Annotated in this window: 20 protein-coding genes; 8 read left to right on the top strand and 12 right to left on the bottom strand. The window is 68.6% G+C overall.

The features are described 5' to 3' along the window. The first annotated feature begins 6 nt into the window (after window positions 1-6). Together BGI51_RS03370 and BGI51_RS03365 are read left to right on the top strand one after the other, a co-directional pair. On the top strand, window positions 7-570 hold the full coding sequence (locus BGI51_RS03370; protein WP_187980307.1) for a TetR/AcrR family transcriptional regulator: 564 nt from the start codon (window positions 7-9) through the stop codon (window positions 568-570). Between the two features lie 60 nt (window positions 571-630). Then, entirely contained in the window at window positions 631-768 is a 138-nt protein-coding gene (locus tag BGI51_RS03365; RefSeq protein ID WP_166655913.1) for a hypothetical protein, read from the top strand. Window positions 769-1278: 510 nt separating this feature from the next. Here the strand turns inward: BGI51_RS03365 and BGI51_RS03360 are convergent. The 5 genes from BGI51_RS03360 to BGI51_RS03340 form a co-directional block, all read right to left on the bottom strand. Continuing rightward, a complete protein-coding gene (locus BGI51_RS03360) occupies window positions 1279-2055 on the bottom strand; it encodes an SDR family oxidoreductase (RefSeq protein ID WP_187980306.1) in 777 nt (258 codons plus the stop codon). Beyond that, complete coding sequence (locus tag BGI51_RS03355) at window positions 2052-2912, bottom strand: amidohydrolase family protein (protein ID WP_187980305.1); 861 nt, start codon at window positions 2910-2912, stop codon at window positions 2052-2054. The genes BGI51_RS03360 and BGI51_RS03355 overlap by 4 nt, the downstream gene beginning before the upstream one ends. After that, window positions 2909-4201: an L-fuconate dehydratase gene (locus BGI51_RS03350; RefSeq protein WP_187980304.1), complete on the bottom strand. Its 1293-nt coding sequence runs from the start codon at window positions 4199-4201 to the stop codon at window positions 2909-2911. Before BGI51_RS03350 ends, BGI51_RS03355 begins: the two co-directional genes overlap by 4 nt. A gap of 106 nt (window positions 4202-4307) precedes the next feature. Then, a complete protein-coding gene (locus BGI51_RS03345) occupies window positions 4308-5156 on the bottom strand; it encodes an ureidoglycolate lyase (RefSeq protein ID WP_108582447.1) in 849 nt (282 codons plus the stop codon). A 43-nt stretch (window positions 5157-5199) separates the two neighbouring features. Continuing rightward, complete coding sequence (locus BGI51_RS03340) at window positions 5200-5940, bottom strand: SDR family oxidoreductase (protein ID WP_187980303.1); 741 nt, start codon at window positions 5938-5940, stop codon at window positions 5200-5202. A gap of 151 nt (window positions 5941-6091) precedes the next feature. Here BGI51_RS03340 and BGI51_RS03335 point away from each other — a divergent pair, with 151 nt between their 5' ends. Together BGI51_RS03335 and BGI51_RS03330 are read left to right on the top strand one after the other, a co-directional pair. Next, a complete protein-coding gene (locus BGI51_RS03335; RefSeq protein ID WP_187980302.1) occupies window positions 6092-6856 on the top strand; it encodes a FadR/GntR family transcriptional regulator in 765 nt (254 codons plus the stop codon). Between the two features lie 455 nt (window positions 6857-7311). Then, window positions 7312-8142 (top strand): PhzF family phenazine biosynthesis protein, encoded by an 831-nt coding sequence (locus BGI51_RS03330; protein ID WP_187980301.1) that lies wholly within the window; start codon window positions 7312-7314, stop codon window positions 8140-8142. A gap of 7 nt (window positions 8143-8149) precedes the next feature. Here the strand turns inward: BGI51_RS03330 and BGI51_RS03325 are convergent, their stop codons facing one another. Next, on the bottom strand, window positions 8150-9967 hold the full coding sequence (locus BGI51_RS03325; protein WP_187980300.1) for an alkaline phosphatase family protein: 1818 nt from the start codon (window positions 9965-9967) through the stop codon (window positions 8150-8152). A gap of 133 nt (window positions 9968-10100) precedes the next feature. On the opposite strand from BGI51_RS03325, the gene BGI51_RS03320 reads away from it, so the two are divergent. Next, entirely contained in the window at window positions 10101-10883 is a 783-nt protein-coding gene (locus tag BGI51_RS03320) for an aldolase (protein WP_187980299.1), read from the top strand. Window positions 10884-10892: 9 nt separating this feature from the next. Here the strand turns inward: BGI51_RS03320 and BGI51_RS03315 are convergent, their stop codons facing one another. After that, window positions 10893-11174, bottom strand: a complete 282-nt coding sequence (locus BGI51_RS03315) for a hypothetical protein (protein WP_187980298.1) — start codon at window positions 11172-11174, stop codon at window positions 10893-10895. A gap of 370 nt (window positions 11175-11544) precedes the next feature. Next, on the bottom strand, window positions 11545-13632 hold the full coding sequence (locus tag BGI51_RS03310; RefSeq protein ID WP_187980297.1) for a PAS domain-containing protein: 2088 nt from the start codon (window positions 13630-13632) through the stop codon (window positions 11545-11547). A gap of 316 nt (window positions 13633-13948) precedes the next feature. Here BGI51_RS03310 and BGI51_RS03305 point away from each other — a divergent pair, with 316 nt between their 5' ends. Beyond that, window positions 13949-15310 (top strand): MFS transporter, encoded by a 1362-nt coding sequence (locus tag BGI51_RS03305; RefSeq protein ID WP_133861371.1) that lies wholly within the window; start codon window positions 13949-13951, stop codon window positions 15308-15310. Between the two features lie 150 nt (window positions 15311-15460). Then, window positions 15461-16531, top strand: coding sequence for a 2-isopropylmalate synthase (locus tag BGI51_RS03300; RefSeq protein WP_187980296.1), 1071 nt, complete (start codon window positions 15461-15463; stop codon window positions 16529-16531). Here the strand turns inward: BGI51_RS03300 and BGI51_RS03295 are convergent. Next, the gene (locus BGI51_RS03295) at window positions 16512-17300 is read right to left on the bottom strand and encodes an AraC family transcriptional regulator (RefSeq protein WP_187980295.1); all 789 of its coding nucleotides are present in this window, start codon (window positions 17298-17300) and stop codon (window positions 16512-16514) included. The genes BGI51_RS03300 and BGI51_RS03295 overlap by 20 nt on opposite strands. A gap of 4 nt (window positions 17301-17304) precedes the next feature. Beyond that, window positions 17305-17799, bottom strand: coding sequence for a MarR family winged helix-turn-helix transcriptional regulator (locus BGI51_RS03290; protein ID WP_187980294.1), 495 nt, complete (start codon window positions 17797-17799; stop codon window positions 17305-17307). 78 nt (window positions 17800-17877) lie between these two features. Between BGI51_RS03290 and BGI51_RS03285 the strand changes: the two genes are divergently transcribed. After that, entirely contained in the window at window positions 17878-19092 is a 1215-nt protein-coding gene (locus BGI51_RS03285; protein WP_252977201.1) for an MFS transporter, read from the top strand. Here the strand turns inward: BGI51_RS03285 and BGI51_RS03280 are convergent. Beyond that, complete coding sequence (locus tag BGI51_RS03280) at window positions 19089-20450, bottom strand: ATP-binding protein (RefSeq protein ID WP_187980293.1); 1362 nt, start codon at window positions 20448-20450, stop codon at window positions 19089-19091. The two genes, BGI51_RS03285 and BGI51_RS03280, sit on opposite strands and share 4 nt — an antisense overlap. Continuing rightward, window positions 20447-21112, bottom strand: a complete 666-nt coding sequence (locus BGI51_RS03275) for a response regulator (protein WP_044341620.1) — start codon at window positions 21110-21112, stop codon at window positions 20447-20449. The genes BGI51_RS03280 and BGI51_RS03275 overlap by 4 nt, the downstream gene beginning before the upstream one ends. Window positions 21113-21137: the final 25 nt, after the last annotated feature.

Here is a 21137-nt window from a genome sequence, read left to right as displayed (position 1 = left end):
GAATGGATGACCGAGCAGTCGACGGTACGGGAGCGGGTGGTGGTGGCGGCGTCGGCCATGCTGGCGCAGCACGGCCTCAATGCCACCAGCATCCGCGAGACCATCAAGCGCGCCGAGGCGCCGCTGGGGTCCACCTATCATCACTTTCCCGGCGGCAAGCACCAGCTGGTGGTGGAAGCGGTGGAGCTGGCCGGCGCCCAGGTCAGTCGCGATCTGGAGCGGCAGCTGCAGGCCGGGGCGTTGGCGGGGATCCAGGGCTTTTTACGGCTCTGGCGCGACATCCTGCTGGACTCGGATTTTCGCGTCGGCTGCCCGGTGATGGCGGTGGCGGTGGAAGAACCGGTGGACGAGATCGCCCAGCGCGAGCTGGACGCGGCGGCGGGCATCTATCGCCGCTGGGAGGCGCGCTTGCAGGTGGCGCTGGTCGAGCACGGCCATACAGAGCAAGCGGCCACGGGGCTGGCCACGCTGCTGGTGGCGGCGGTGCAGGGAGTGATCCCGCTGTGCCGGGCCCAGCGCAGCATCGACCCCTTCGACCGGGTGGCCGAACGTCTGGTGGCGCTGGTCTAGCGGGAACGCCACCAGGGCTGGTGGACTCCACCGAGGGCACTTCTTTTATTGGAGTACCTCATGAATCCCGAACCCGCGGACGACCAGCAGACCCCCCACGACTACGACGAATACGGCGACGTGCCGGATTCGGCGAACACCACCACCACCGAGGAGCGCGAAGACCAGGACGACAGTCCCTTGAGTCCGAAGCGTTAGCGAGTTGGGTGCCCGGCGGGTGGACAAGGCTGCGCCGTTGTCCACGCTACAGGTGCCTCGCTGCGGTCCTCTTCGTTGGGCTTCGCTGTGCTCAGCGCCAACCTCCGGTGGATGGGTAGCGTGGAAAACCGTGCAGCGTTTTCCACGTACGGATGATCCTGCCACTGACACCGATGCCACCCCCTCTCCTCCGGGAGAGGGTTGGGGTGAGGGTGGTCACGGCGGCAGGCCTGCACCTTAGCGGCGGTTTCGGTGCCCGGCGGGTGGACAAGGCTGCGCCGTTGTCCACGCTACAGGTGCCTTGCCGTGGTCCTCTTCGTTGGGCTTCGCTGTGCTCAGCGCCAACCTACGTCGAGCGCGCGGCTTTTTCACGCGCCGATGATCTCGGCTAACGCCGAACCTGAACACGATCCGCTGAACCGCCCCTCTCCCTCTGGGAGAGGGTTGGGGTGAGGTCGCCTGCCCCTTGTTGGGCTTCGCTGCGCTCAGTGCCAACCTACGGCCACGTCTTCACGTCAGCGCCCGATCCAGATGCAGGTAGCCGCCATCCACGCTCAGCCACTGGCCTGTCGTATGGCTGGAGCGTGGCGACAGCAGGAAGGCCACGGTGTCGGCGATCTCCTCCGGGGTGGTCATGCGCCGGCCGAGGGGAATGCGCGCGGTTATGGCGGCAAGCTTGGCGGCCGGGTCGGGAAAGCCCTGCAGCCAGCGTTCGTAGAGCGGGGTCATGACCTCGGCGGGGATCACCGCGTTGACGCGGATGCCGTCGTCCAGCAGCGAGGCGGCCCATTCCCGGGTCAGGGCCAGCACGCCGCCCTTGGCCGCGGTGTAGCCGCTGGTGTCGCCCTGGCCGGAGAGGGCGGTCTTGGAGGCGATGTTGACGATGGCGCCGGTGCTGGCGCGCAGCGCCGGCAGGCAGAGGTGCGCCAGATGGTAGTAGTGCACCAGATTGCGTTCCAGGGAGGCGACGAAGGCGGCGCGACCCGCGCTGAGACTCACGCCATCATTGACCCCGGCGTTGTTGACCAGTCCGTCGATGCGCCCATAGGCATCCTGCACCGCGGCCACGGTCCGCTCGCAGGCGGCTTCGTCGCACAGCTCCACGGTGACGGCCCGCGCCCTGGGCTGACATTCGGCCAGTTGCGCGGCGAAGTCGGCCGCCAGCGGCTCGCGGGCGAGGATCACCGGGATGGCGCCTTCGGCGGCCAGGGCCAGGGAGATGGCGGCGCCGATGCCGGAGCCGCCGCCGGTGATCAGGAACACCTTGTCGGTCAGCTGCAGATTCATGCCACCTTCTCCCGTGGCTGGGTGCCGAGGCCATAGAGGCGGGCCGCGTTGCCGCCAAAGACCGCTTCGCGCTCACTGGGCGTGAGATCCAGCAGCGCCTGTTCGGCCAGGTCGACCACCTCGGCGTAACTGGCGGCCAGGGTGCAGACCGGCCAGTCGGAGCCGAACAGCAGCCGCTCCGGCCCGAAGGCCTCCAGGGCGATGCGCGCATAGGGCAGCAACTGCTCCGCCTGCCAGCCGTGCCAGTCGGCCTCGGTGACCAGCCCGGACAGCTTGCAATGCACATGGGGCAGCCGCGCCAGGGGCGCCAGCAACCGGGCGTATTCCGCAGGCGCCACTCGGCCCGGCGGCTTGCCCAGGTGGTCCAGCACCAGCACGCCGTGGTCGTGGCGCGCGGCGAAGGCGGTGGCGGCGGGCAGGGTCTCGGCGTGGATCAGCAGTTCATAGAGATAGCCATGCCGCTGCAGGGTGGCGACGCCCTGGTTGGCGGCGGCATCGGCCAGCCAGGCGCCGGGATCGGCCTCGTCCTGCACCGGATGGCGAAAACCGCGCAGGTGACGACTGCCCTGGCGACGTTCCAGGCGCGCCACCAGGTCGGCGGCGCGCAGATCGGTCCAGCCGACCACCGCCTGCACCCAGGGCGTCCGGGCGGCGAGTTCGAGCAGAAAGTCCGTCTCTTCTTCCAGGGTGCGCGCCTGGACGGCGACGCAGCCGTCGAAACCGGCGCGCTGCAGGTGCGGTTGCAGATCGGCGGGCAGGTGGTCCCTTTGCAGGCCGGCCATGCGCCCGTCGATCCAGGCGAATTCGGCCGGCCGATAACGCCAGAAATGCTGGTGGGCATCCAGGCGCGGGCTCATGACGGCTGCTCCCCGGCATGGCGATATCGCGCCCGGGAGGCGGCCTTGATGGCGATGGAGAAACCCGGCGCCTGGGGTGCCAGGTAGGCGGCGCCGCGCACCCGGCAGGGGTCCTCGAAGTGTTCGTGGAGGTGGTCGACGTATTCCACCACCCGGCCCTCATGGGTGCCGGCGACGCAGAGGTAGTCGATCATCGCCAGGTGCTGCACGTATTCGCAGAGGCCCACGCCGCCGGCATGGGGACAGACCGGCAGGTCGTACTTGGCGGCCATCAGCTGTACCGCCAGCACCTCGTTGAGGCCGCCCAGGCGGCAGGCGTCGAGCTGCACCACGTCCAGACCGCCGCGCATGATGAATTGCTTGAAGAGGATGCGGTTCTGGCACATCTCGCCGGTGGCCACCTTGACCGGCGCCACCGCCTCGCGGATGGCGCGATGGCCTTCCACGTCGTCGGGGCTGGTGGGCTCCTCGATGAACCAGGGCTTGGCGAACGCCAGTTCGCGCACCCAGTCGATGGCCTCGCCGACTTCCCACACCTGGTTGGCGTCGATCATCAGGTGGCGCTCGGGGCCGATCACCTCGCGGGCGATGCGCACCCGGCGGATGTCGTCGGCGAGGTCGCGACCGACCTTGAGCTTGATGTGGGAGAAGCCGGCGTCGATGGCCTCCTGGCAGAGGCGGCGCAGCTTGTCGTCGGGATAGCCGAGCCAGCCGGCCGAGGTGGTGTAGCAGGGATAGCCCTCGGCTTCGAGGCGCTGCAGCCGCTCGGCCTTGCCCTCGGCGCGCTGGCGCAGCAGGGCCAGGGCCTCTTCGGGAGTGATGCAGTCGGTGAGATAGCGGAAGTCGATGCAGCGCACCAGCTCCTCGGGGCTCATCTCCGCTACCAGGCGCCAGACCGGCTTGCCCACGGCGCGCGCCCAGAGGTCCCAGGCGGCGTTGACCACCGCGCCGGTGGCCAGGTGGATGGCGCCCTTGTCCGGGCCGATCCAGCGCAACTGGCTGTCGCCGGTGATATGGCGCCAGAAGCGGCCCGGATCTTCCTGGATCCACTCCAGGGTCAGGCCGCGCACCCGCGGCTCCAGGGCGCGCAGGGCGGCGCAGCAGATCTCGTTGCCGCGGCCGATGGTGAAGGTGAGACCGTGGCCTTCCAGCCCCGGCTGGTCGGTCTGCAGGATGACGTAGGCGGCGGAGTAGTCCGGATCGGGGTTCATGGCATCGGAGCCATCCAGCGCCTGGCTGGTGGGGAAGCGGATGTCTTCGATCTGCAGGCCGGTAATTGTTGTTGGCATGGCGCTGTCCTCGAGGGGATTTCGCGGGCTGAGCGAGCCCGGCCCCGTGCCCGCTCGATGAAAGCGGGCACGGGGAGGCTGATAGGCAGGGATGGTGCTGTCGGGTCTAGTCGGCGGCGACGGTGCGCTGGTGCTGCTCGCCCAGGCCCTGGATGCCCAGGCGCATTTCCTGGCCGGGCTTGAGGTACACCGACTGCGGCTTGACGCCCATGCCCACGCCCGGCGGGGTGCCGGTGGAGATGACGTCACCCGGTTGCAGGCTCATGCAGCGGCTGAGGTAGGCGATGATCTGGGCCACCGTGAAGATCATGGTGCGGGTGTTGCCGTTCTGGTAGCGGTGGCCGTCCACCTCCAGCCAGAGATCGAGATTTTGCGGATCGGCCACCTCGTCGGCGGTGACCAGCCAGGGGCCGAGCGGGCCGAAGGTGTCGAAGCCCTTGCCCTTGTCCCAGGTGCCGCCGCGTTCGAGTTGCCACTCGCGCTCGGAGACGTCGTTGACCACGCAATAGCCGGCCACATGGTCCAGGGCATTGGCCTCGTCGATGTAGCGTCCGGCCTTGCCGATCACCACGCCCAGCTCCACTTCCCAGTCGGTCTTGGTCGAGTCGCGGGGGATCTGCACCGCGTCGTTGGGACCGCAGATGGCGCTGGTCCACTTGTTGAACACCACCGGTTCCTTGGGTACGTCCAGGCCGGATTCGGCGGCGTGGTCGGCGTAGTTGAGACCGATGCAGATGAACTTGCCGACCCGACCCACGCAGGGGCCCAGGCGCGGGGTGCCGTCCACCAGCGGCAGACTGTTTGGGTCCAGCTGGCGCAAGCGGGCCAGGGACTCGGCGCCGAGCGCTTCGCCGGCGAGGTCGGCCACCTGGCCGGAGAGATCGCGAAGCCGGCCCTGGGCATCCAGCAGACCGGGTTTTTCCTGGCCCTGGGGGCCGTAGCGCAAGAGTTTCATCGGAGCTCCTATGAGGGGAAAAGGGTGCGGACGAAAAACGGCGTCAGACGCTCCAGCCACCATCGATCACCTGGGCGGTCCCGGTGACGAAGGCGGCGGCGTCGGAGGCAAGATACAGGGCGAGGGCGGCGATCTCCTCCGGCCGACCGACGCGACCCATCGGCTGGCGGGCGGCGAAGGCGGCCTGCACCTCGGCTTCGCTGCGGCCTTCGCGGGCGGCCTGGTCGGCGATGCGCTGGTGCAGCGAGGGGGAATCCACGGTGCCGGGGCAGATGGCGTTGCAGCGGATGCCCTGGCCGACGTAGTCGGCGGCCACCGACTTGGTCAGGCCGATCACCGCCGCCTTGCTGGCGCCATAGGCGCAGCGATTGGCCACGCCCTTGAGGCTGGAGGCGATCGAGGCCATGTTGATGATGCAGCCGCCGCCCTGGGCCAGCATGCCGGGCAGCACGGCGCGGATCATCCGGTACATGGCGGTGGCATTGAGTTCGAAGGAGAAGCGCCAGGCCTCTTCGTCGCAATCGAGGATGCTGCCGGCGTGGACATAGCCGGCGCAGTTGAACAGCACGTCGAAGCTATCCAGCTCGGCGACCAGGGCGGTCACGGCGGCCGCGTCGGTGACGTCGAGCACCCGGGTCTGCAGCCCTTCGAGGCTGTCCAGGGCGGCGGCATTGATGTCGGTGGCGATGACCTCGGCACCGGCGCGATGGAAGGCGAGGGCGGTGGCCCGGCCGATCCCCTGGCCGGCGGCGGTGACCAGGACGCGTTTGCCTGCGTGACTCATGTGGAGACCTCTTGGCTGCTTATTGTTGTGAGGTGCCCGACCGCCAGCGGTCAATGGTCAGGCCATTGGTCCTATTGTTTAGACCCTGCTAGGCTCTCAGGCAAGGATTTTTTCGCGGCAGACTGCGCGAGCTGCATGAGACGAGACCGCCATGCCCCTTCAGGTGATTGAAAAACCACGGCTTTACCGGCAGATCGCCGACCAGTTGCGCGCCCTTATCGACGGCGGCGAATACCCGCCGGGCAGTTGCCTGCCCGCCGAGCGCGAACTGGCCAAGCAACTGGGTGTGAGTCGCGCCTCGGTGCGCGAGGCGCTGATCGCCCTGGAGGTGATCGGCCTGGTGGACGTGCGCGTCGGCGACGGCGTACGGGTCTGCGCCCCCAGTGCCCCGCCGCCACCGGACACCCCGGTGCTGGAGCTGGCTGGGCGTGGCCAATGGGCGGAGATGGATCCGGAGCTGAGCCTGGCGCTGGATCTGGACGCCGAGATCCCGCCCTTCGCCCTGCTGCAGGCGCGCCGCCTGGTGGAACCGGAAGCCGCCGCCCTGGCCGCCCGGCACGCCAGCGCCAGCGAACTGGCCGGCATCCGCGCTGCCTATGGTCGCAACGTCGAGGACAACCGCCTGGGCTCCACCACCCATCCCGGCGACCGGCTGTTCCATATCCGCATCGCCCAGGCCAGCGGTAACTCGGCCTATGCCCTGCTGCTGCGCCATCTGCTCGGCCATCGCTACGGCAGCATGTTCCAGCTCCTGCAGCGCCGCTACACCCCGGAAGACATGCCCGACCGCTCCCAGCAGGAGCACCTCGCCATCCTCGACGCCCTGGAAGCCCACGACCCCGACGCCGCCCGCCAGGCCATGGCCGCGCACCTGGATGCGGTAACCCGAATTTTCGGGCGACCAGCGATGGAGTGAGGGACTGCCCTTTCCTTCGGGGTGAGGGCGGACGCCCCTGTTGGGCTTCGCTGCGCTCAGCGCCAACCTACGGGTGACCGGTGATTCGTGCGCGGCGCCGCCCTGCGCTCGGAACCGCCCCCTCTCCCTCGGGGAGAGGGCTGGGGTGAGGGCGGGTGGTCCGACCGTTGGGCTTCGCTGCGCTCAGCGCCAACCTACGGGTGACCCGTGATTCGTGCGCGGCGCCACCCTGCGCTCGGAACCGCCCCCCCTCCCTCGGGGAGAGGGCTGGGGTGAGGGCAAGCCCCGCGTCGATGCCGTAGGGCAACACCGTAGAGTGGAAAACCGCGCAGCGTTTTCCACGCGAATCCCACGCGCAACACCCTTCTGTACGGCCCCTTGGCCACCTGGCTGTGGCTGTTCCTAGCGCCTGCCGACCGCGGACAATCGGCTCTTTGCCCCAGGAGTCCGCCGTCATGTCCCTCGTCTTTCATCAGGTCGATGTCTTCGCCCAGCGCCCCCTGGAGGGCAATGCTCTGGCGGTGGTCTGTGGCGCCGATGGGCTTTCCACCGCGCAGATGGCCGCCCTGGCGCGCTGGACCAACCTGTCGGAGACCACCTTTCTCCTCGAACCCACCGATCCAGCGGCGGACTACCGGGTGCGCATCTTCACCCCGCAGCGCGAGCTGCCCTTCGCCGGTCATCCGACCCTGGGTAGCTGCCATGTCTGGTTGCGTGAAGGCGGACGACCCAAGGGCGGCGAGGTGATCCAGGAATGCGGCGCCGGCCTGGTGGCGATCCGTGCCGCCGGGGAGGAACTGGCCTTTGCCGCGCCGCCGCTGGTGCGAGGCGGCGCGGTGGAGCCCGAGGTCCTGGCACGCATCGCCCGCGGCACCGGTCTTTCGCCGGAACGCATCCAGGCCAGCCAGTGGGCCGACAACGGTCCCGGCTGGGTCGCGGTGCTCCTGGAGAGTCGTGAGGACTTGCTGGCGATCCGCCCGGACTATGCCGCCCTGGAAGGCCTCAACGTCGGCCTGATCGCCCCCTGGACGGGCAGCGATGCCGAGGCGCAATTCGAGGTGCGCGCCCTGATGGGCGAGGAATTCGCCGAAGATCCGGTCACCGGCAGCCTCAACGCCAGCCTGGCGCAGTGGCTGATCCCGGCGGGCCTGGCGCCGGAGCGCTATCTGGCCAGCCAGGGCACGGCGCTGGGCCGGCGCGGCCGGGTACGGGTAGCCCGTATCGCAGACCGCATCTGGGTGGGGGGCGCGGTGCAGGACTGCATCCGCGGCACCCTTAGCCTCTAGGCATGGATCACAGCCCGACCGAGCGTCCCTTGAAGCCGGCGGCATCGAAGTAGCGGGTGTCGCCGACATTCTGGGTCTTGAGTTCGGTGACCAGCCCGCCCGCCGCCGGTGCCGAGCGCTGCACCTGGTGGCTGGCCTTGACCGGCTTGCCGCCCTCCAGACTCTCGCCGATCACCCGACCGACCAGTTGCCCCTTGGCCGGGATCTCCAGGTGCAGCAGGTGCGCCAGGGTCTGGCCGACGTCGGCGTTGCTGACCGGACTCAGGTCGACGAAGCCCTTGCGGAAGTCCGGACCGATGGCCGCCATGAAGTTGTGGGTATCGCCGCGGCTGAAGCTGCCGTGCATGCCCTGGCCCTGCTGCAGCCCGGTGTCGGCCACTTCCACGGCGCAGACGTCGGGTTTGCCGCAGCCGCTGTCATAGGAGCGGAAGTTGACCACGATGGCCGGATAGGGGGTGAGCGCCGAGCCCTTGAGGTTGATCGCCGAGAGCGGCAGGGTGCCGGGGATCTTGCCCAGGTCGTCGTCGACGAACAGGCCGCTGACGTAATCCTGCTTGAGCAGCGCCGCGACCACCTTGGGCGCCAGCGCCTTGGCATCGCCCTGGGGCAGATAGACCAGGTCCGAACCGCCGTTGGCCGCCACCACCACCTCCGGCTTGGCCGCGTCGGGGCCGATCAGGCCATTGGCCTTGCTCGGGTGCTGGCCCTGGTCCATCGCCACCGCAGCGCCCTTGGCGTCCGGATCGAGCAGCGGCAAGTTCAGCGCGGCGGCGAGATCCAGGGCGAGGAAGCCGGGCGGCAGCTGCCCCTTGGGCACGTCGGGGTAGCTGGCCTTGGCCGCCGGACTGGTCTTGCTCTCCTTGGAAATGGTGGAGAAGCCGTGGTCGGCGCTGACGAAGATGTCGGTGTTGCCGTCCAGGCCCAGTTCCTTCAGCCGGGCGCGCAGGGCGCCAAGGTTGGCATCGACGTTGCGGATGGCGGCCAGGCTGGTGGGGCCGTTGATGCCCGGGGTGACCTTGCCCAGGCTGTCGCCCTGGTTGTGCTGGGTGCCGTCGGGATCGCGCGACCAGAACACCAGCACGAAGGGCTTGCCGCTTTCCTTGAAGCGCGGCAGCAGCACCTGGTTGGTGACATCGAGGAAGTAGCGCTGCTGCTCGACGTTGGCGCTCAGGGTGCCCGGCGTGGTGGCGTTGCCGGCCTTGCCGTTGGCGCCCCGGCTCGGGGCTTCCAGCGGCAGACCGGCCTGTTTCAGGGCGTCCTGCATGGCCGCGCTCAGGGGAATGCCGGTGGGATGGCCGGTGGAGTCGTCGACGATCACCGTCTTCTCGCCGTCGCGGGCGGTTACGTCCTGGATGGCCACCGGGCCGAGCTTGCCGACGGCGGCGGTGGAGAGGCCCGCCTGGCGCGCGGCGGCGAGCAGGGTTTCCTCGTCCAGGTAGTTGCCGGCGAAATGTTCGTCGACGTCGCCCAGGACCTCGTCGTTTTCCAGGAAGGGTGTGACGCTGTTGTTCGCCCCTGGAACCGGGAAGGCGGTGTAGATCGTGTTACTGAAATCCCCGGTGTCGCCCAGGTAGTGCCCGGTGGCCAGGGCCGAGGCATTGGGCGTGGTGAAGGTCGGGAACAGCGAGTGGCTGTTCTGGAAGTTCACGCCCTCGCGCCGCAGCTGGGCCAGATTCGGTGCGGTCTGGGCATCGACGATGTTGGCGCGCAGGCCATCGGGGATGAAGAGGATGACGTTGCGCGCCGGTTCCGCGGCCATGACGGCCGAGCTGGCAAGTAGGGCGAGACTGCAGGCACGGGCAAGACGGGTAGGAAGGAGCGTCATGGAAGATTCTCTGCGCAGGTGGAAAGACAGCAGAGATGTAACAAGGGATTGCTGCAATTTTATGATGACAACGCCATGACAGGGGGGCGGCATCCTTTGTGCAACGGCTGGGTCCCCGTCCAAGGAGCTGCCCATGGCCCACGCCTTCGAGAGTACCGTCGCCGCTACCCGTCACCCTGATCTGGATACCCCGGTCATCCGCCAGGCCCGCATCGATCTCGCCGCCTGTTTTCGCATGGCCGCCCGCCTGGGCCTGGGCGAGGGGATCTGCAATCACTTTTCCTTCGTGGTGCCCGGCCACGACGACCTGTTCCTGGTCAATCCCTATGGCCTGGCCTTCGCCGAGGTTACGGCGTCCGCGCTGCTGATCTGCGACTTCGCGGGCGGTGTGGTCGTGGGGGAGGGGGCACCCGAGGCCACCGCCTTTTATATCCATGCCCAGCTGCACCGGCTCAATCCCCAGGCGCGGGCGGCCTTCCACACCCATATGCCCCACGCCACGGCGCTCTGCCTGCTGGAGGGCGACCCCTTCGTCTGGGCCGGGCAGACCGCGCTGAAGTTCTATGACCGCCTGAGCGTGGACGAGGACTACAACGGCCTGGCGCTGGATGCGGCCGAAGGCGAACGCATTGCCCGGGCGGCGGGTGACGCGGCGGTGGTCATGCTGAAGAATCACGGACCGCTGGTGCTGGGACCGAGCATCGCCGAGGCCTGGGATGATCTCTACTACCTGGAGCGCGCCGCCGAGGTGCAACTCAAGGCCATGGCCAGCGGCCGGCCGTTGAAGCCAGTGGCACCGGCCATCGCGCACGCCGCCTGCCAGCAGCTGCTGCAGGGCAACGCCGACAGCGCCCGGCTGCATCTGGAAAGCGTGAAGCGCCAGCTGCTGCGGCTGGAGCCGGATTATCGGGACTGAAAGGGACGGTCAGCCGCCGCGGCTGCGACGCTGCGGCAAGGCCTGCGGTTGCGGGGTGGAGCGTTCCAGCGCGGCGGCCGCGACCGCGGGCAGCTGGGCATCCAGTTGTTCGACCAGCCGCTCGCGCAACTGGCGCTTGAGCTCGCGACTCATGTCCAGCTGGCCATGATGATCCAGCGCCAGAAAGCCCTGGCGGAGCAGATCGATGGACAGGGACTGGACGTCGGCGCCGAGGGGGCAGACATCGAAGGCGAGCGACTGAGCGTGGGCTGACGGCATCCTGGTGATCATGACTGTCCCTCCTGGACCTGAGCCTCATCTTGCCAGGCCCGGCAGAGGGCGCTGCAGTGGCAAAGCGCGGACCCGTGGACTGCTGCGCATTTTGTCGACGCGAAAAAAAAGCCCGGGATCCTCCCGGGCTAAAAGCGCAGATGTCAGCTTCTACGATGCCTTTCGGCATGGAGGAGAGCTTGCCACCGCCCGCCTTATGGCTGCCTTAACGCCGCTAGCGAATCAACTCGGCCAGCAGGGCCATGCAGGCGATGGTGGTAAAGATCAGCAGCAGGTGAAGCAGGGAGAGCTTGTCCATGGGCGAGGGCACGGGTAGCGACGCAGAGGGCGGATGATAGCAAAGAGCTATCACATGTTGCCCGGTCGCCGCTCAGGACGGCTGCAGCATCGCCTGGATCCGTCGCTCAAGGGTATCCAGGGTGAAGGGCTTGGTCAGGACCCGCATGCCGGCGTCGAGATCGCCGTCCCCGATGACATTGGCCTCGGCATAGCCGGTGATGAACAGCACCGGCAACTGCGGCCGTAGCCGGCGCAAGGCATCGGCCAGCTGGCGGCCATTGAGCGTCCCCGGCAGGCCGACGTCGGTCACCAGCAGATCCAGAGGGGTAGCAGACGTGACCAGTGCCAGGGCGGTGGCGGCATCGGCTGCCTCCAGCACCTGGTAGCCCTGGGCGAGCATGGCATCCACCAGCAGGGTGCGGATGGTCGGCTCGTCATCCACCACCAGGATGGTCTCGCCCCGGCCGGGCCGGCTGGGTTCGAGCTCGGGATAGATCGGCGCGCTGGCCACCGGTGCCAGGCGCTGGCGCGGCAGATAGAGATGTACCCAGGTACCGGCGCCGGGCGCGGAGTCGATGCGGATCTCGCCACCCGACTGCAGCACGAAGCCGTGCACCATGGACAATCCCAGGCCGGTGCCCTGGCCAATGGGTTTGGTGGTGAAGAAGGGGTCGAAGGCCCTGTCGAGCACCTCGTCGCTCATGCCGCTGCCGGTATCGCCCACGCTCAGGCGCACATAGTCACCCGGGGGCAGCGCCTGGCGCTCGGCCTGGGTCTCGTCCAGGCGCTCGTTGCTCAGGACGATACGGATGCGCCCGCCGTCGGGCATGGCGTCGCGGGCGTTGAGGCAGAGGTTGAGCAGGGCGTTTTCCAGCTGCGCGCCGTCGATGTGGGTCAGCCAGAGCCTGGGATCGGCCTCGCGCTCCAGGGCGATCTGCGGGCCGATGCTGCGCTGGATGAGGTCTTCCAGACCGATGACCAGTTGCTCCAGGGCCACCGGCTGCGGATCCAGGGTCTGGCGACGGGAAAAGGCCAGCAACCGGTGGGTCAGGGCGGCGGCGCGCTGGGCGGCGCTGCGGGCGGTGCCGGTGTAGCGCTCGAGGTCCTGCAGCCGGCCCTGGCGCAGGCGCAGGTCGAGCAATTCCAGCGAACCGAGGATGCCGGTCAGCAGGTTGTTGAAGTCATGGGCGATGCCACCGGTGAGCTGGCCGACGGCCTCCATCTTCTGCGATTGCCGCAGGGCTTCTTCCATGAGCCGGATGCGCTCCTGCTCGTTGAGGCGCTCGGTGACGTCATAGGCGAACTGATAGGCGCCGATGCGCTGGCCCTCGGCGTCGAGCAGCGGACTGAATTGCAATTCGTAATGATGCTGCAGCGATCCCCTGTGCACCGAGATGATGGTGCTGAACGTCTCGCCGGCGAAGGCGCGGCGCCAGTGCGCGAGGATGCCGTCACGCAGGTCAGGCCGCCGCTTCAGGCTTTCGCTGAAGGAGTCGCCGATGCGCGGCCTTACCCCGATCACCTCTTCGAACACCTCGGCGCCGGAGCCGTTGACCGCCAGCCAGCGGAAATCGAAGTCCAGTACGTGGATCATGGAGCTGGCGGCGTCCACCACGTTGGCCAGGATGCGATTGGCGACCAGCGCCGCCTGCACCCGCTCTTCGAGGGTTTCGTTGAGTTGCCGCAGGGCCACCTCGGCGCGCTTGCGTGGGGTGATGTCCTGGAACAGCACGGCGACCTGGCGGCGGCTGGCCGGCTCGATGCGAAAGGCGGTCAGCTCCAGGTAGCGCCCGGTGGCCACCAGTTCCTGCTCGAAGCGGATGGCTTCGCCCGTACGCAGCACATGGCCATAGCGATCCAGCCAGGCCTGGGCCTCGTCGCCGACCATGTCGCGCAACTTCTGGCCCACCACGTTGGGAATGCCGGCATGGGCGGCATAGGCCGGATTGGCCTCGACATGCACGTAGTCGCTCAGCGGCCCAAGGGGGCCGTCGATGAATTCGATGATGCAGAAGCCTTCATCCATGGCGTTGAACAGGAACTGGTAGCGTTCGCTGGCCAGGGTCGTGCTGTTTTCAGGAGGCGCAACGCGGGCGTCGAGCTGCTGGCGCAGCTGCTCATTGCTCTGCTCCAGCTCGGCAAGGCGCGCCAGCAGGGAAGGGATGTCGGCGACAGGCACGGCAGGCTCGGCAGGAGGGATGAGGCGACGGCTTCGCTTCAAAGACCGGCATTAGACGGCCCGGGATGAGAAAGTGCCAGGCGCGTCACAGATTCTTCACGGCGGTGTCCAGGGGCCGGGCGGGTGCCCGGCGCGAGCACCAGGGCGGGCTTGAGCGGCCCGGGTCTAGCCTCTTGAGAGATGTCTGACCACTCTGCTTTGGGTGGATTGACACCTTCGAAAGTCACTCATACGATGTCATATGAATATCTGGTAACAGCTTTCCAACGACCCCGGTTCACGCCGGTCAATAACAACAAGTCAGGAAGCCCATTCAATGACTATCCAGGTCACTCCCGAGACGGAGTCCGCCCTGCGGCCGCAGGTCCCGCCCGTCGCCGCTACCCAGCAAGCCTCCCGCATCACCCGCTACCGCTGGCTGATCTGCGCCCTGCTGTTCATCGCCATCGGCATCAACTACATCGATCGCCAGATGATCGGCATCCTCAAGCCCACGCTGCAGGCGGACCTGGGCTGGACGGAGACCGACTACGCCAAGATCGTGTTCTGGTTCCAATGCGCCTATGCCATCGGCTTCCTGACCTTTGGCCGCATCATCGACAAGGTCGGGGTGCGCATCGGCTATGCCCTGGCCTTCACCATCTGGACCATCGCCAGCATCGGTCACGGCATCGCCCATACCGTCACCCACTTCGTGCTGGTGCGCTTCACCCTCGGCTTCGGCGAGTCCGGAAGCTTTCCGGCCAGCCTCAAGGCGGTGTCGGAATGGTTTCCGCAAAAGGAACGCGCCCAGGCCACCGGGCTGTTCAACGCCGGCACTGCCATGGGTCCGATCATCACACCTTTGCTGGTTCCGGCCATCACCCTGGCCTGGGGCTGGCGCGCGGCATTCATCTCCATCGGCATCGTCACCGCCCTGTGGCTGATCGCCTGGCTACTGATCTATCGCCGCCCCCACGAGCACCCCAAGGTGAGTCGTGAAGAGCTGGCCTATATCCAGGCCGACGACGGCTCCCCGGTGGCGGCTACCCCGAGCGCCCCGACCAAGATCTCCTGGTTCAAGCTGCTGACCTTCCGCGAGACCTGGGCCTATGCCGCCGGCAAGTTCCTCACCGATCCGATCTGGTGGCTGTACCTGTTCTGGCTGCCGGACTTTCTCGGCAAGACCTACGGCCTGAATCTGAAATCCTTCGGTCCGCCGCTGATCGCCATCTACATCCTCGCCGACATCGGTTCGGTGATGGGCGGCTGGGGCTCTTCCAAGCAGATGAAGCTGGGCCGCAGCGCCAACCTGGCGCGCAAGACCACCATGCTGCTCTGCGCCCTGGCGGTCGTGCCCATCGTCACTGCCCAGTTCGTCTCCAGCCTCTGGCTGGTGGTCGGCATCATCGGCCTCGCCGCCGCGGCCCACCAGGCCTGGTCGGCCAACCTGATGACGCTGCCGTCGGACCTCTTCCCCAAGGAAGCCGTGGCCTCGGTGATCGGCATCGGCGGTACCGCCGGCGCCATTGGCGGCATGCTGATGACCACCTACAACGGCTACATCCTGGAGATCTTCAAGTCCTACCAGCCGATCTTCATCGTCGCCGGCAGTGCCTACCTGGTGGCCATCGTGGTCATCCATGTGCTCACGCCACGACTCAAGCCGGTGCCGCTGGAGCGCATCTCGGTGGGCTGACCTGGGAGCGCTGACAGAGAAGCCGCCGGGGCCTTCCCCGGCGGTTTTTTTCGCCCGTCGCTGTCCGGATCGCGCAGGGGGCTGTCCTGCTCGCGAGCGCAGCGGACCGGTGGGGCGGTCAGACTCTGAGGCCCAGCCCTGGAGTCCCCCATGCTCAAGCAACCCCAGACCAAGTACCGCGCCTTCGCCGCGCCCTCGTTACCCGACCGCCAATGGCCGGGCCGTCAGCTGACCCAGGCACCGCGCTGGTGCTCAACCGACCTGCGCGATGGCAACCAGGCACTGATCGAGCCCATGGGGCTGGAGCGCAAGCGGCGCTTCTTCGCCCTGTTGCTGGCGATCGGCTACCGGGAAATCGAGGTGGCCTTTCCGGCGGCGTCCCAGACCGACTTCGATTTCGTGCGCGAACTGGTCACCGCGGACGGCCTGCCGGACGATCTCTGGCTGCAGGTGATGACGCCGGCGCGCAGCGAACTGATCGAGCGCACCTTCGCGGCCCTGGTCGGGGCACCCCGCGCCATCGTTCATCTCTACAACGCCACCGCGCCGCTGTTTCGCCGGGTGGTGTTCGACCAGGATCGCGCCGCCACCCTGGCCATGGCGGTGGCCGGTACCCAACGGGTGCGTGCCCTGTGCGACGCCCAGCCGGAGACGGCCTGGATTTATCAGTATTCGCCCGAAACCTTCTGCTTCACCGAAGCGGACTTCGCCCTGGAGATCTGCCAGGCGGTGCGCGAGGCCTGGCAGCCGTCGGCGGACCGCCCGCTGATCCTCAATCTGCCGGCGACGGTGGAAGTGGCCACGCCCAACGTCTATGCCGATCAGATCGAGGGCTTCATCCGCGGCCTGGGTCCGGCGCCCCACGTGACCATCAGCGTTCATCCGCACAACGACCGCGGCACCGGCGTCGCCTGCGCCGAACTGGCCCAGCTGGCCGGGGCCACGCGGGTGGAGGGCTGCCTGTTCGGCAATGGCGAGCGCACCGGCAACGTCGACCTGGTGACCCTGGCGCTGAATCTCTACAGCCAGGGGATCACGCCGGGGATCGACTTCTCCCGTCTGGAGGAGGTGGCCAGCGTGGTGGAAGCCTGCAATCAGCTGAGTATCCATCCGCGCCATCCCTATGGCGGTCGCCTGGCCCTGGCCGCCAATACCGAGCAGGGCGCGGCCCTGGGACTCGTCGATCCGGCCGAGCTGGGACTCAGGGCGCGGCGGGGCTGACCGCGTCGGGCAGACCCGCCTGGCCGCGATAGGCCGAGGGCGATACCCCCAGCACCTGGCGGAAACGGGTAGCGAAGGCACTGGGGCTGGCGTAGCCGTGGTCCAGGGCGACGTCGACGATGGCGTGGCCGGCGGCCAGGGAGGTCAGACTGGAATCCAGTCGCGCCCGCTGCAGCCACTGGCCGAAGGTCAGGCCGGTCTCCTTGAGGAACAGTCGGCTCAGGGTGCGCTCGCTGACCGCCAGTCGCGCGGCGGCGCCGGTCAGCGTCCAGCGTTCGCCCGGGTGCTGGCGCAGGTGGCGGCAGAGTTCAGCGAGGGTGGCATCCCCCGGCCAGGGCAGGTGCAGTCCGGCGGTGGGCGAGCCCTGCAACTCGTCGAGCATCAGCTGCAGAATATGGTGGGCGCGCCCTTCGGCAAGTCTGTCGGCAGGCAGGGGCAGGGCGGCCAGGATGAGTTCGCGCAGGAGCGGCGAGACGGCGATCAGCTGGCAGCGCGTCGGCAGCTCGGCCCGTACCTGCGGATCGACGAACAGGGTGCGCACCTCGACGCGGCCCAGCAGGTGCAGGTCGTGCTCTTCGCCGGCGGGCACCCAGACGCCCCGTCCGGGCGGTACCACCCAGCGCCCCTGGGCGGTGTTGACGATCACGATGCCGCAGAGCGCATGGATCAGCTGCGCCTGGCGATGGCTATGGGGCGGCACCCGTTCGCCATGGGCATAGTCCTGGGCCACGGCGTGCAAGCCGTTGCATGAGCTGAAGTCGATGAGCATGGCGTCAGGCCGTCGCGCGGCTGGCCAGCCACTTGCCCAGCAGGGCGTCCAGCTGCTGCTGCTCGGCCTCGCTGAGCGTCGCCAGGGCCCGGCGCTCGTTGTCGACGTGGGCGGCCATCAGGCCATCGATCAGGGCGAAGCCGTCCGCGGTGAGGGCCACCAGGGTACTGCGGCGATCCTCGGGATTCCTGCGCCGCTCGATCAGGCCGGCTCGCTCCAGGCGGTCGAGGCGATTGGTCATGCCGCCCGAGGAGATCATGGCCGACTCATAGAGCACCGTGGGACTCAGGGCGTAGGGCTCGCCCGCTCGCCTCAGGGTGGCCAGGACATCGAACTCGCCATAGTGCAGTCGGTGCTCGTCGAAAAAAGGCTGCAGCACATCGCGATTGAGCACCTGGGCCACTTCACCCAGGCGGCCCACCAGGCGCATGGGCAGGGCATCCAGGTCGGGGCGCTCGCGATGCCACTGGTCCACGGCGAACTCGGCGCGATCGGCCATCGGCTTACCTCGGGAATATATCTTGATGTTAAGATACTTCTCATCAAGAGAAATACCGCGTCATTCTGGAGATTGTCCATGCTTTCCGCTTCACCTTCATCCCCGACCACACCCGCGCCGCGCCAGGACGCCTTTCTCGCCGTGCTGCTGGTGCTGCTGGTTGGTCTCAACCTTAGACCCATCCTGGCCGCCATCGGCCCGTTGCTGGATGGCATCCAGGCCGCCACCGGCCTGGAAGGCAGCGGCGCCGGGGCGCTGACCACCCTGCCCATCGCTGCCATGGGTCTCTGCGCCCTGGGCGGCGCCCGGCTGCAGGCCTGGCTCGGCGAGCGCCGTGGCATCGCCCTCGGCCTGCTGCTGCTGGCCCTGGCCAATGCGCTGCGCTGGGAACAGCCGAGCGGCCTGGGGCTGATCCTCACCGCCGGTCTGGGTGGTGCCGGTATCGCCCTGGTACAGGCGCTGATCCCCGCCTATATCCGTCGCTGCCATCCGCAGCGCACCAGCACCCTGATGGGCCTCTACACCACCGGCATCATGGGTGGGGCGGCCGTGGCGGCGGCCACCGCCGCGCCCCTGGCCGAACAGTGGGGCTGGGCCCAGGGCCTGGCGCTCTGGACCCTGCCGGTGCTGCTGGCGCTCGGCGTCTGGCTGGCCCTGGCGCGTCCGGATGCGCCGGCGCAGCACGCGGCACCCCGCGCGCAACCCTGGCGGCAGCGCCAGGCCTGGCTGCTGCTGGCCTTCTTCGGCATCGGTACCGCCGCCTATACCCTAGTGCTGGCCTGGCTGCCGCCGTACTACACCGGCCTCGGCTGGCAACCGGCCGACAGCGGCCTGCTGCTGGGCGGCGTGAGTCTCGCCGAGGTCAGCGCCGGCCTGCTGCTGTCGGCCACCATCGCCCGGCTGCGCAATCGCCGGCCGCTGGTGCTGGGGGTGCTCGGCGTGGTGCTGGTAGGGTTGCTGTGCCTGGCACTGGCGCCGCTGCAACTGGCGGTGCCGACCGCCATCCTGCTCGGCCTGGGCATCGGCGCGCTGTTTCCGCTGTCGCTGATCCTGGCGATGGACCAGGTGCGCGATCCCGCCGAAGCCGGTGCCTTGCTCGGTTTCGTCCAGGGCGGTGGCTATCTGATCGCCAGCCTGGCGCCGCTGGCCGCCGGCATCCTGCGCGACCATCTGGACAGCCTGGCCAATGCCTGGCTACTGATGGCTGTGGGCGTGGTGCTGCTGATGGGCCTCGGCCTGCGCCTGACCCGACCCGCCCGGCCGGTCCTGGCGCGCGGTTGCCAGCAGGCCTAGCCCGCGCGCGGCAGGCGCAACTCCACGCAAAAGCCGCCCCGCGCCCGATTGCTGAAGCTCAGGGCACCGCCCAGGCGGCGGGTGATGGTCTCGACGATGGCCAGCCCCAGCCCAGCGCCCTGGGGGTTGCCGGCGCTGTAGAAGCGATCGCACAACCGCGTCAGTTCGGCCTCGTCCACCCCGGGGCCGCGATCCTCCACCCGCAGCAAGACGCCCTGGTCCTGGCTGGTTTCGATGCCGACTTCCACCGCACTGCCGGCGGGGGCGAAGGCCAGGGCGTTGGTCACCAGATTCTGCAGGGCGATGGCGATGGCGTCCGGATCGCCCAGCACCGCCGGTCCGGCCTGGGCCGCCAATACCAGTTCCACCTGCCGCTTCAGTGCCAGGGGCGTCAATTCCGCCAGCTCCTCGCGCACCAGGGGCTCCAGGTCCAGCGCCTGGACCTGGGTGGCGCCGGGTTCCAGGCGCGCCAGGGTCAGCAGCTGGCTGGCCAGGCGGGTAGCCCGGCTAACGCCCTGGCGCAGATAGCCCAGGGCTTCGTCGCGTTCCTCGGCCGTCTCGGCGCGCTGGGCGTTCTGCGCATGCAGGTCGAGGATCGCCAGCGGCGTACGCAATTCGTGGGCGGCGTCGGCGATGAAGCGCCGCTCCCGGTCGAGCAGGGCGCGCAACTGGGCAAGCTGGTGATCCAGGGCGCCGCGCATGGGTTGCAATTCCGGCGGCAGCGGGCCGCCCGGCAGCGGCGCCAGACTGTGCGGGTCACGCGCGCGCAGGCCGCGGGCGAAGTCCTGCAGCGGTCGCAGGCCCCAGCCCAGCAGCAGCCAGAGCACCCCGACCAGCAGCGGCAGGCCCACCAGGGTCGGCCAGAGGGTATGGCTGACGATGCGCTGGATCAGGTCCTGGCGCAGGTCCTCGCGCTCGCCGACCCAGATGCGCAGGCCGCCATCGGCGGTACGCACCAGCATCCCGCACCATTCGCGTCCGTTGTCGAACACCTCGTGCAGTCCTTCTGGCGGCACCTCGGTCAGCCGCGGCGCATTGCCGGAACGAGCCAGCAACTGACCATCGGCGGTCCAGATCTGGAAGGTCAGCTGGTTCTCGTAAGGGTGCGCCGGCACGCTGCCGGGCACGGGTTGCATGGCCCGATCGAACACTCGGATCAGCTCCGGCCAGCTGGCCGCCGCCGGCGTGCCGGCCTGCAGCAGGCCTTCCAGCAGGCGCGCGCCCTGGACCAGCTGGGCGTCGTAGATGCCCTCGATCTCGCGATGGCTGTCGCGCAGGGCCAACAGCGCGAGGGCCAGGCTGCCGGCCAGCACCAGGGCCAGGGTGGGCGCGAGGATGCGGGTGCGGATGGCGATCATGGCTGACGCTCCAGCAGATAGCCCACCCCGCGCACGGTGCGGATCAGGCCGCTGTCGAGTTTCTTGCGCAGGTTGTGGATGAGCACTTCCAGGGTGTTGCCCGAGGCGGCTTCCTGCCAGCCATAGAGGGCGTTGCTCAGCCGCTCGCGGGTGATGACGGCGCCCGGTCGCAGCAGCAACTGGTGCAGCAGCTGGTATTCCATGGGCGTCACCGCCACCTCGGCGCCGTGGTAGTGCACCACCTGGCTGGCCGGATCGAGGCTGATGCCGGCGTGCTCCAGCAGCGGTTGCGCGCGACCACAGCTGCGGCGGATCAGGGCGCGCAGGCGTGCCTTGAGTTCGTCCAGGTCGCAGGGCTTGACCAGGTAGTCGTCGGCGCCGGCATCCAGGCCCTGGATGCGATCGGCCTTGGCGTCGCGAGAGGTGAGCACCAGCACCGGCACCTGGCCGTCGGGCTGGCTGCGCAGGCGGCGCAGCAGGTCGAGGCCGTCGAGGCGCGGCAGGCCCAGGTCCAGCAGCACCAGGTCGAAGCGCTCGGACGCCAGGGCGTGCTCGGCGGCCAGGCCGTCAGCCACCCAGTCCAGGGTATAGCCCTCGCCGCGCAGGGCCATGCGAATGCCCTGGGCCAGGGCCGCGTCGTCTTCCACCAGCAGTACCCGCACGATCGCCTTCCTCTCTCGGCAATGC

It is taken from the genome of Pseudomonas oryzihabitans (assembly GCF_014522265.1).
Taxonomy (GTDB): domain Bacteria; phylum Pseudomonadota; class Gammaproteobacteria; order Pseudomonadales; family Pseudomonadaceae; genus Chryseomonas; species Chryseomonas aestiva.
Note: the sequence above shows the minus strand (reverse complement) of the source record. Positions and strands in the feature narration are given on the sequence as shown.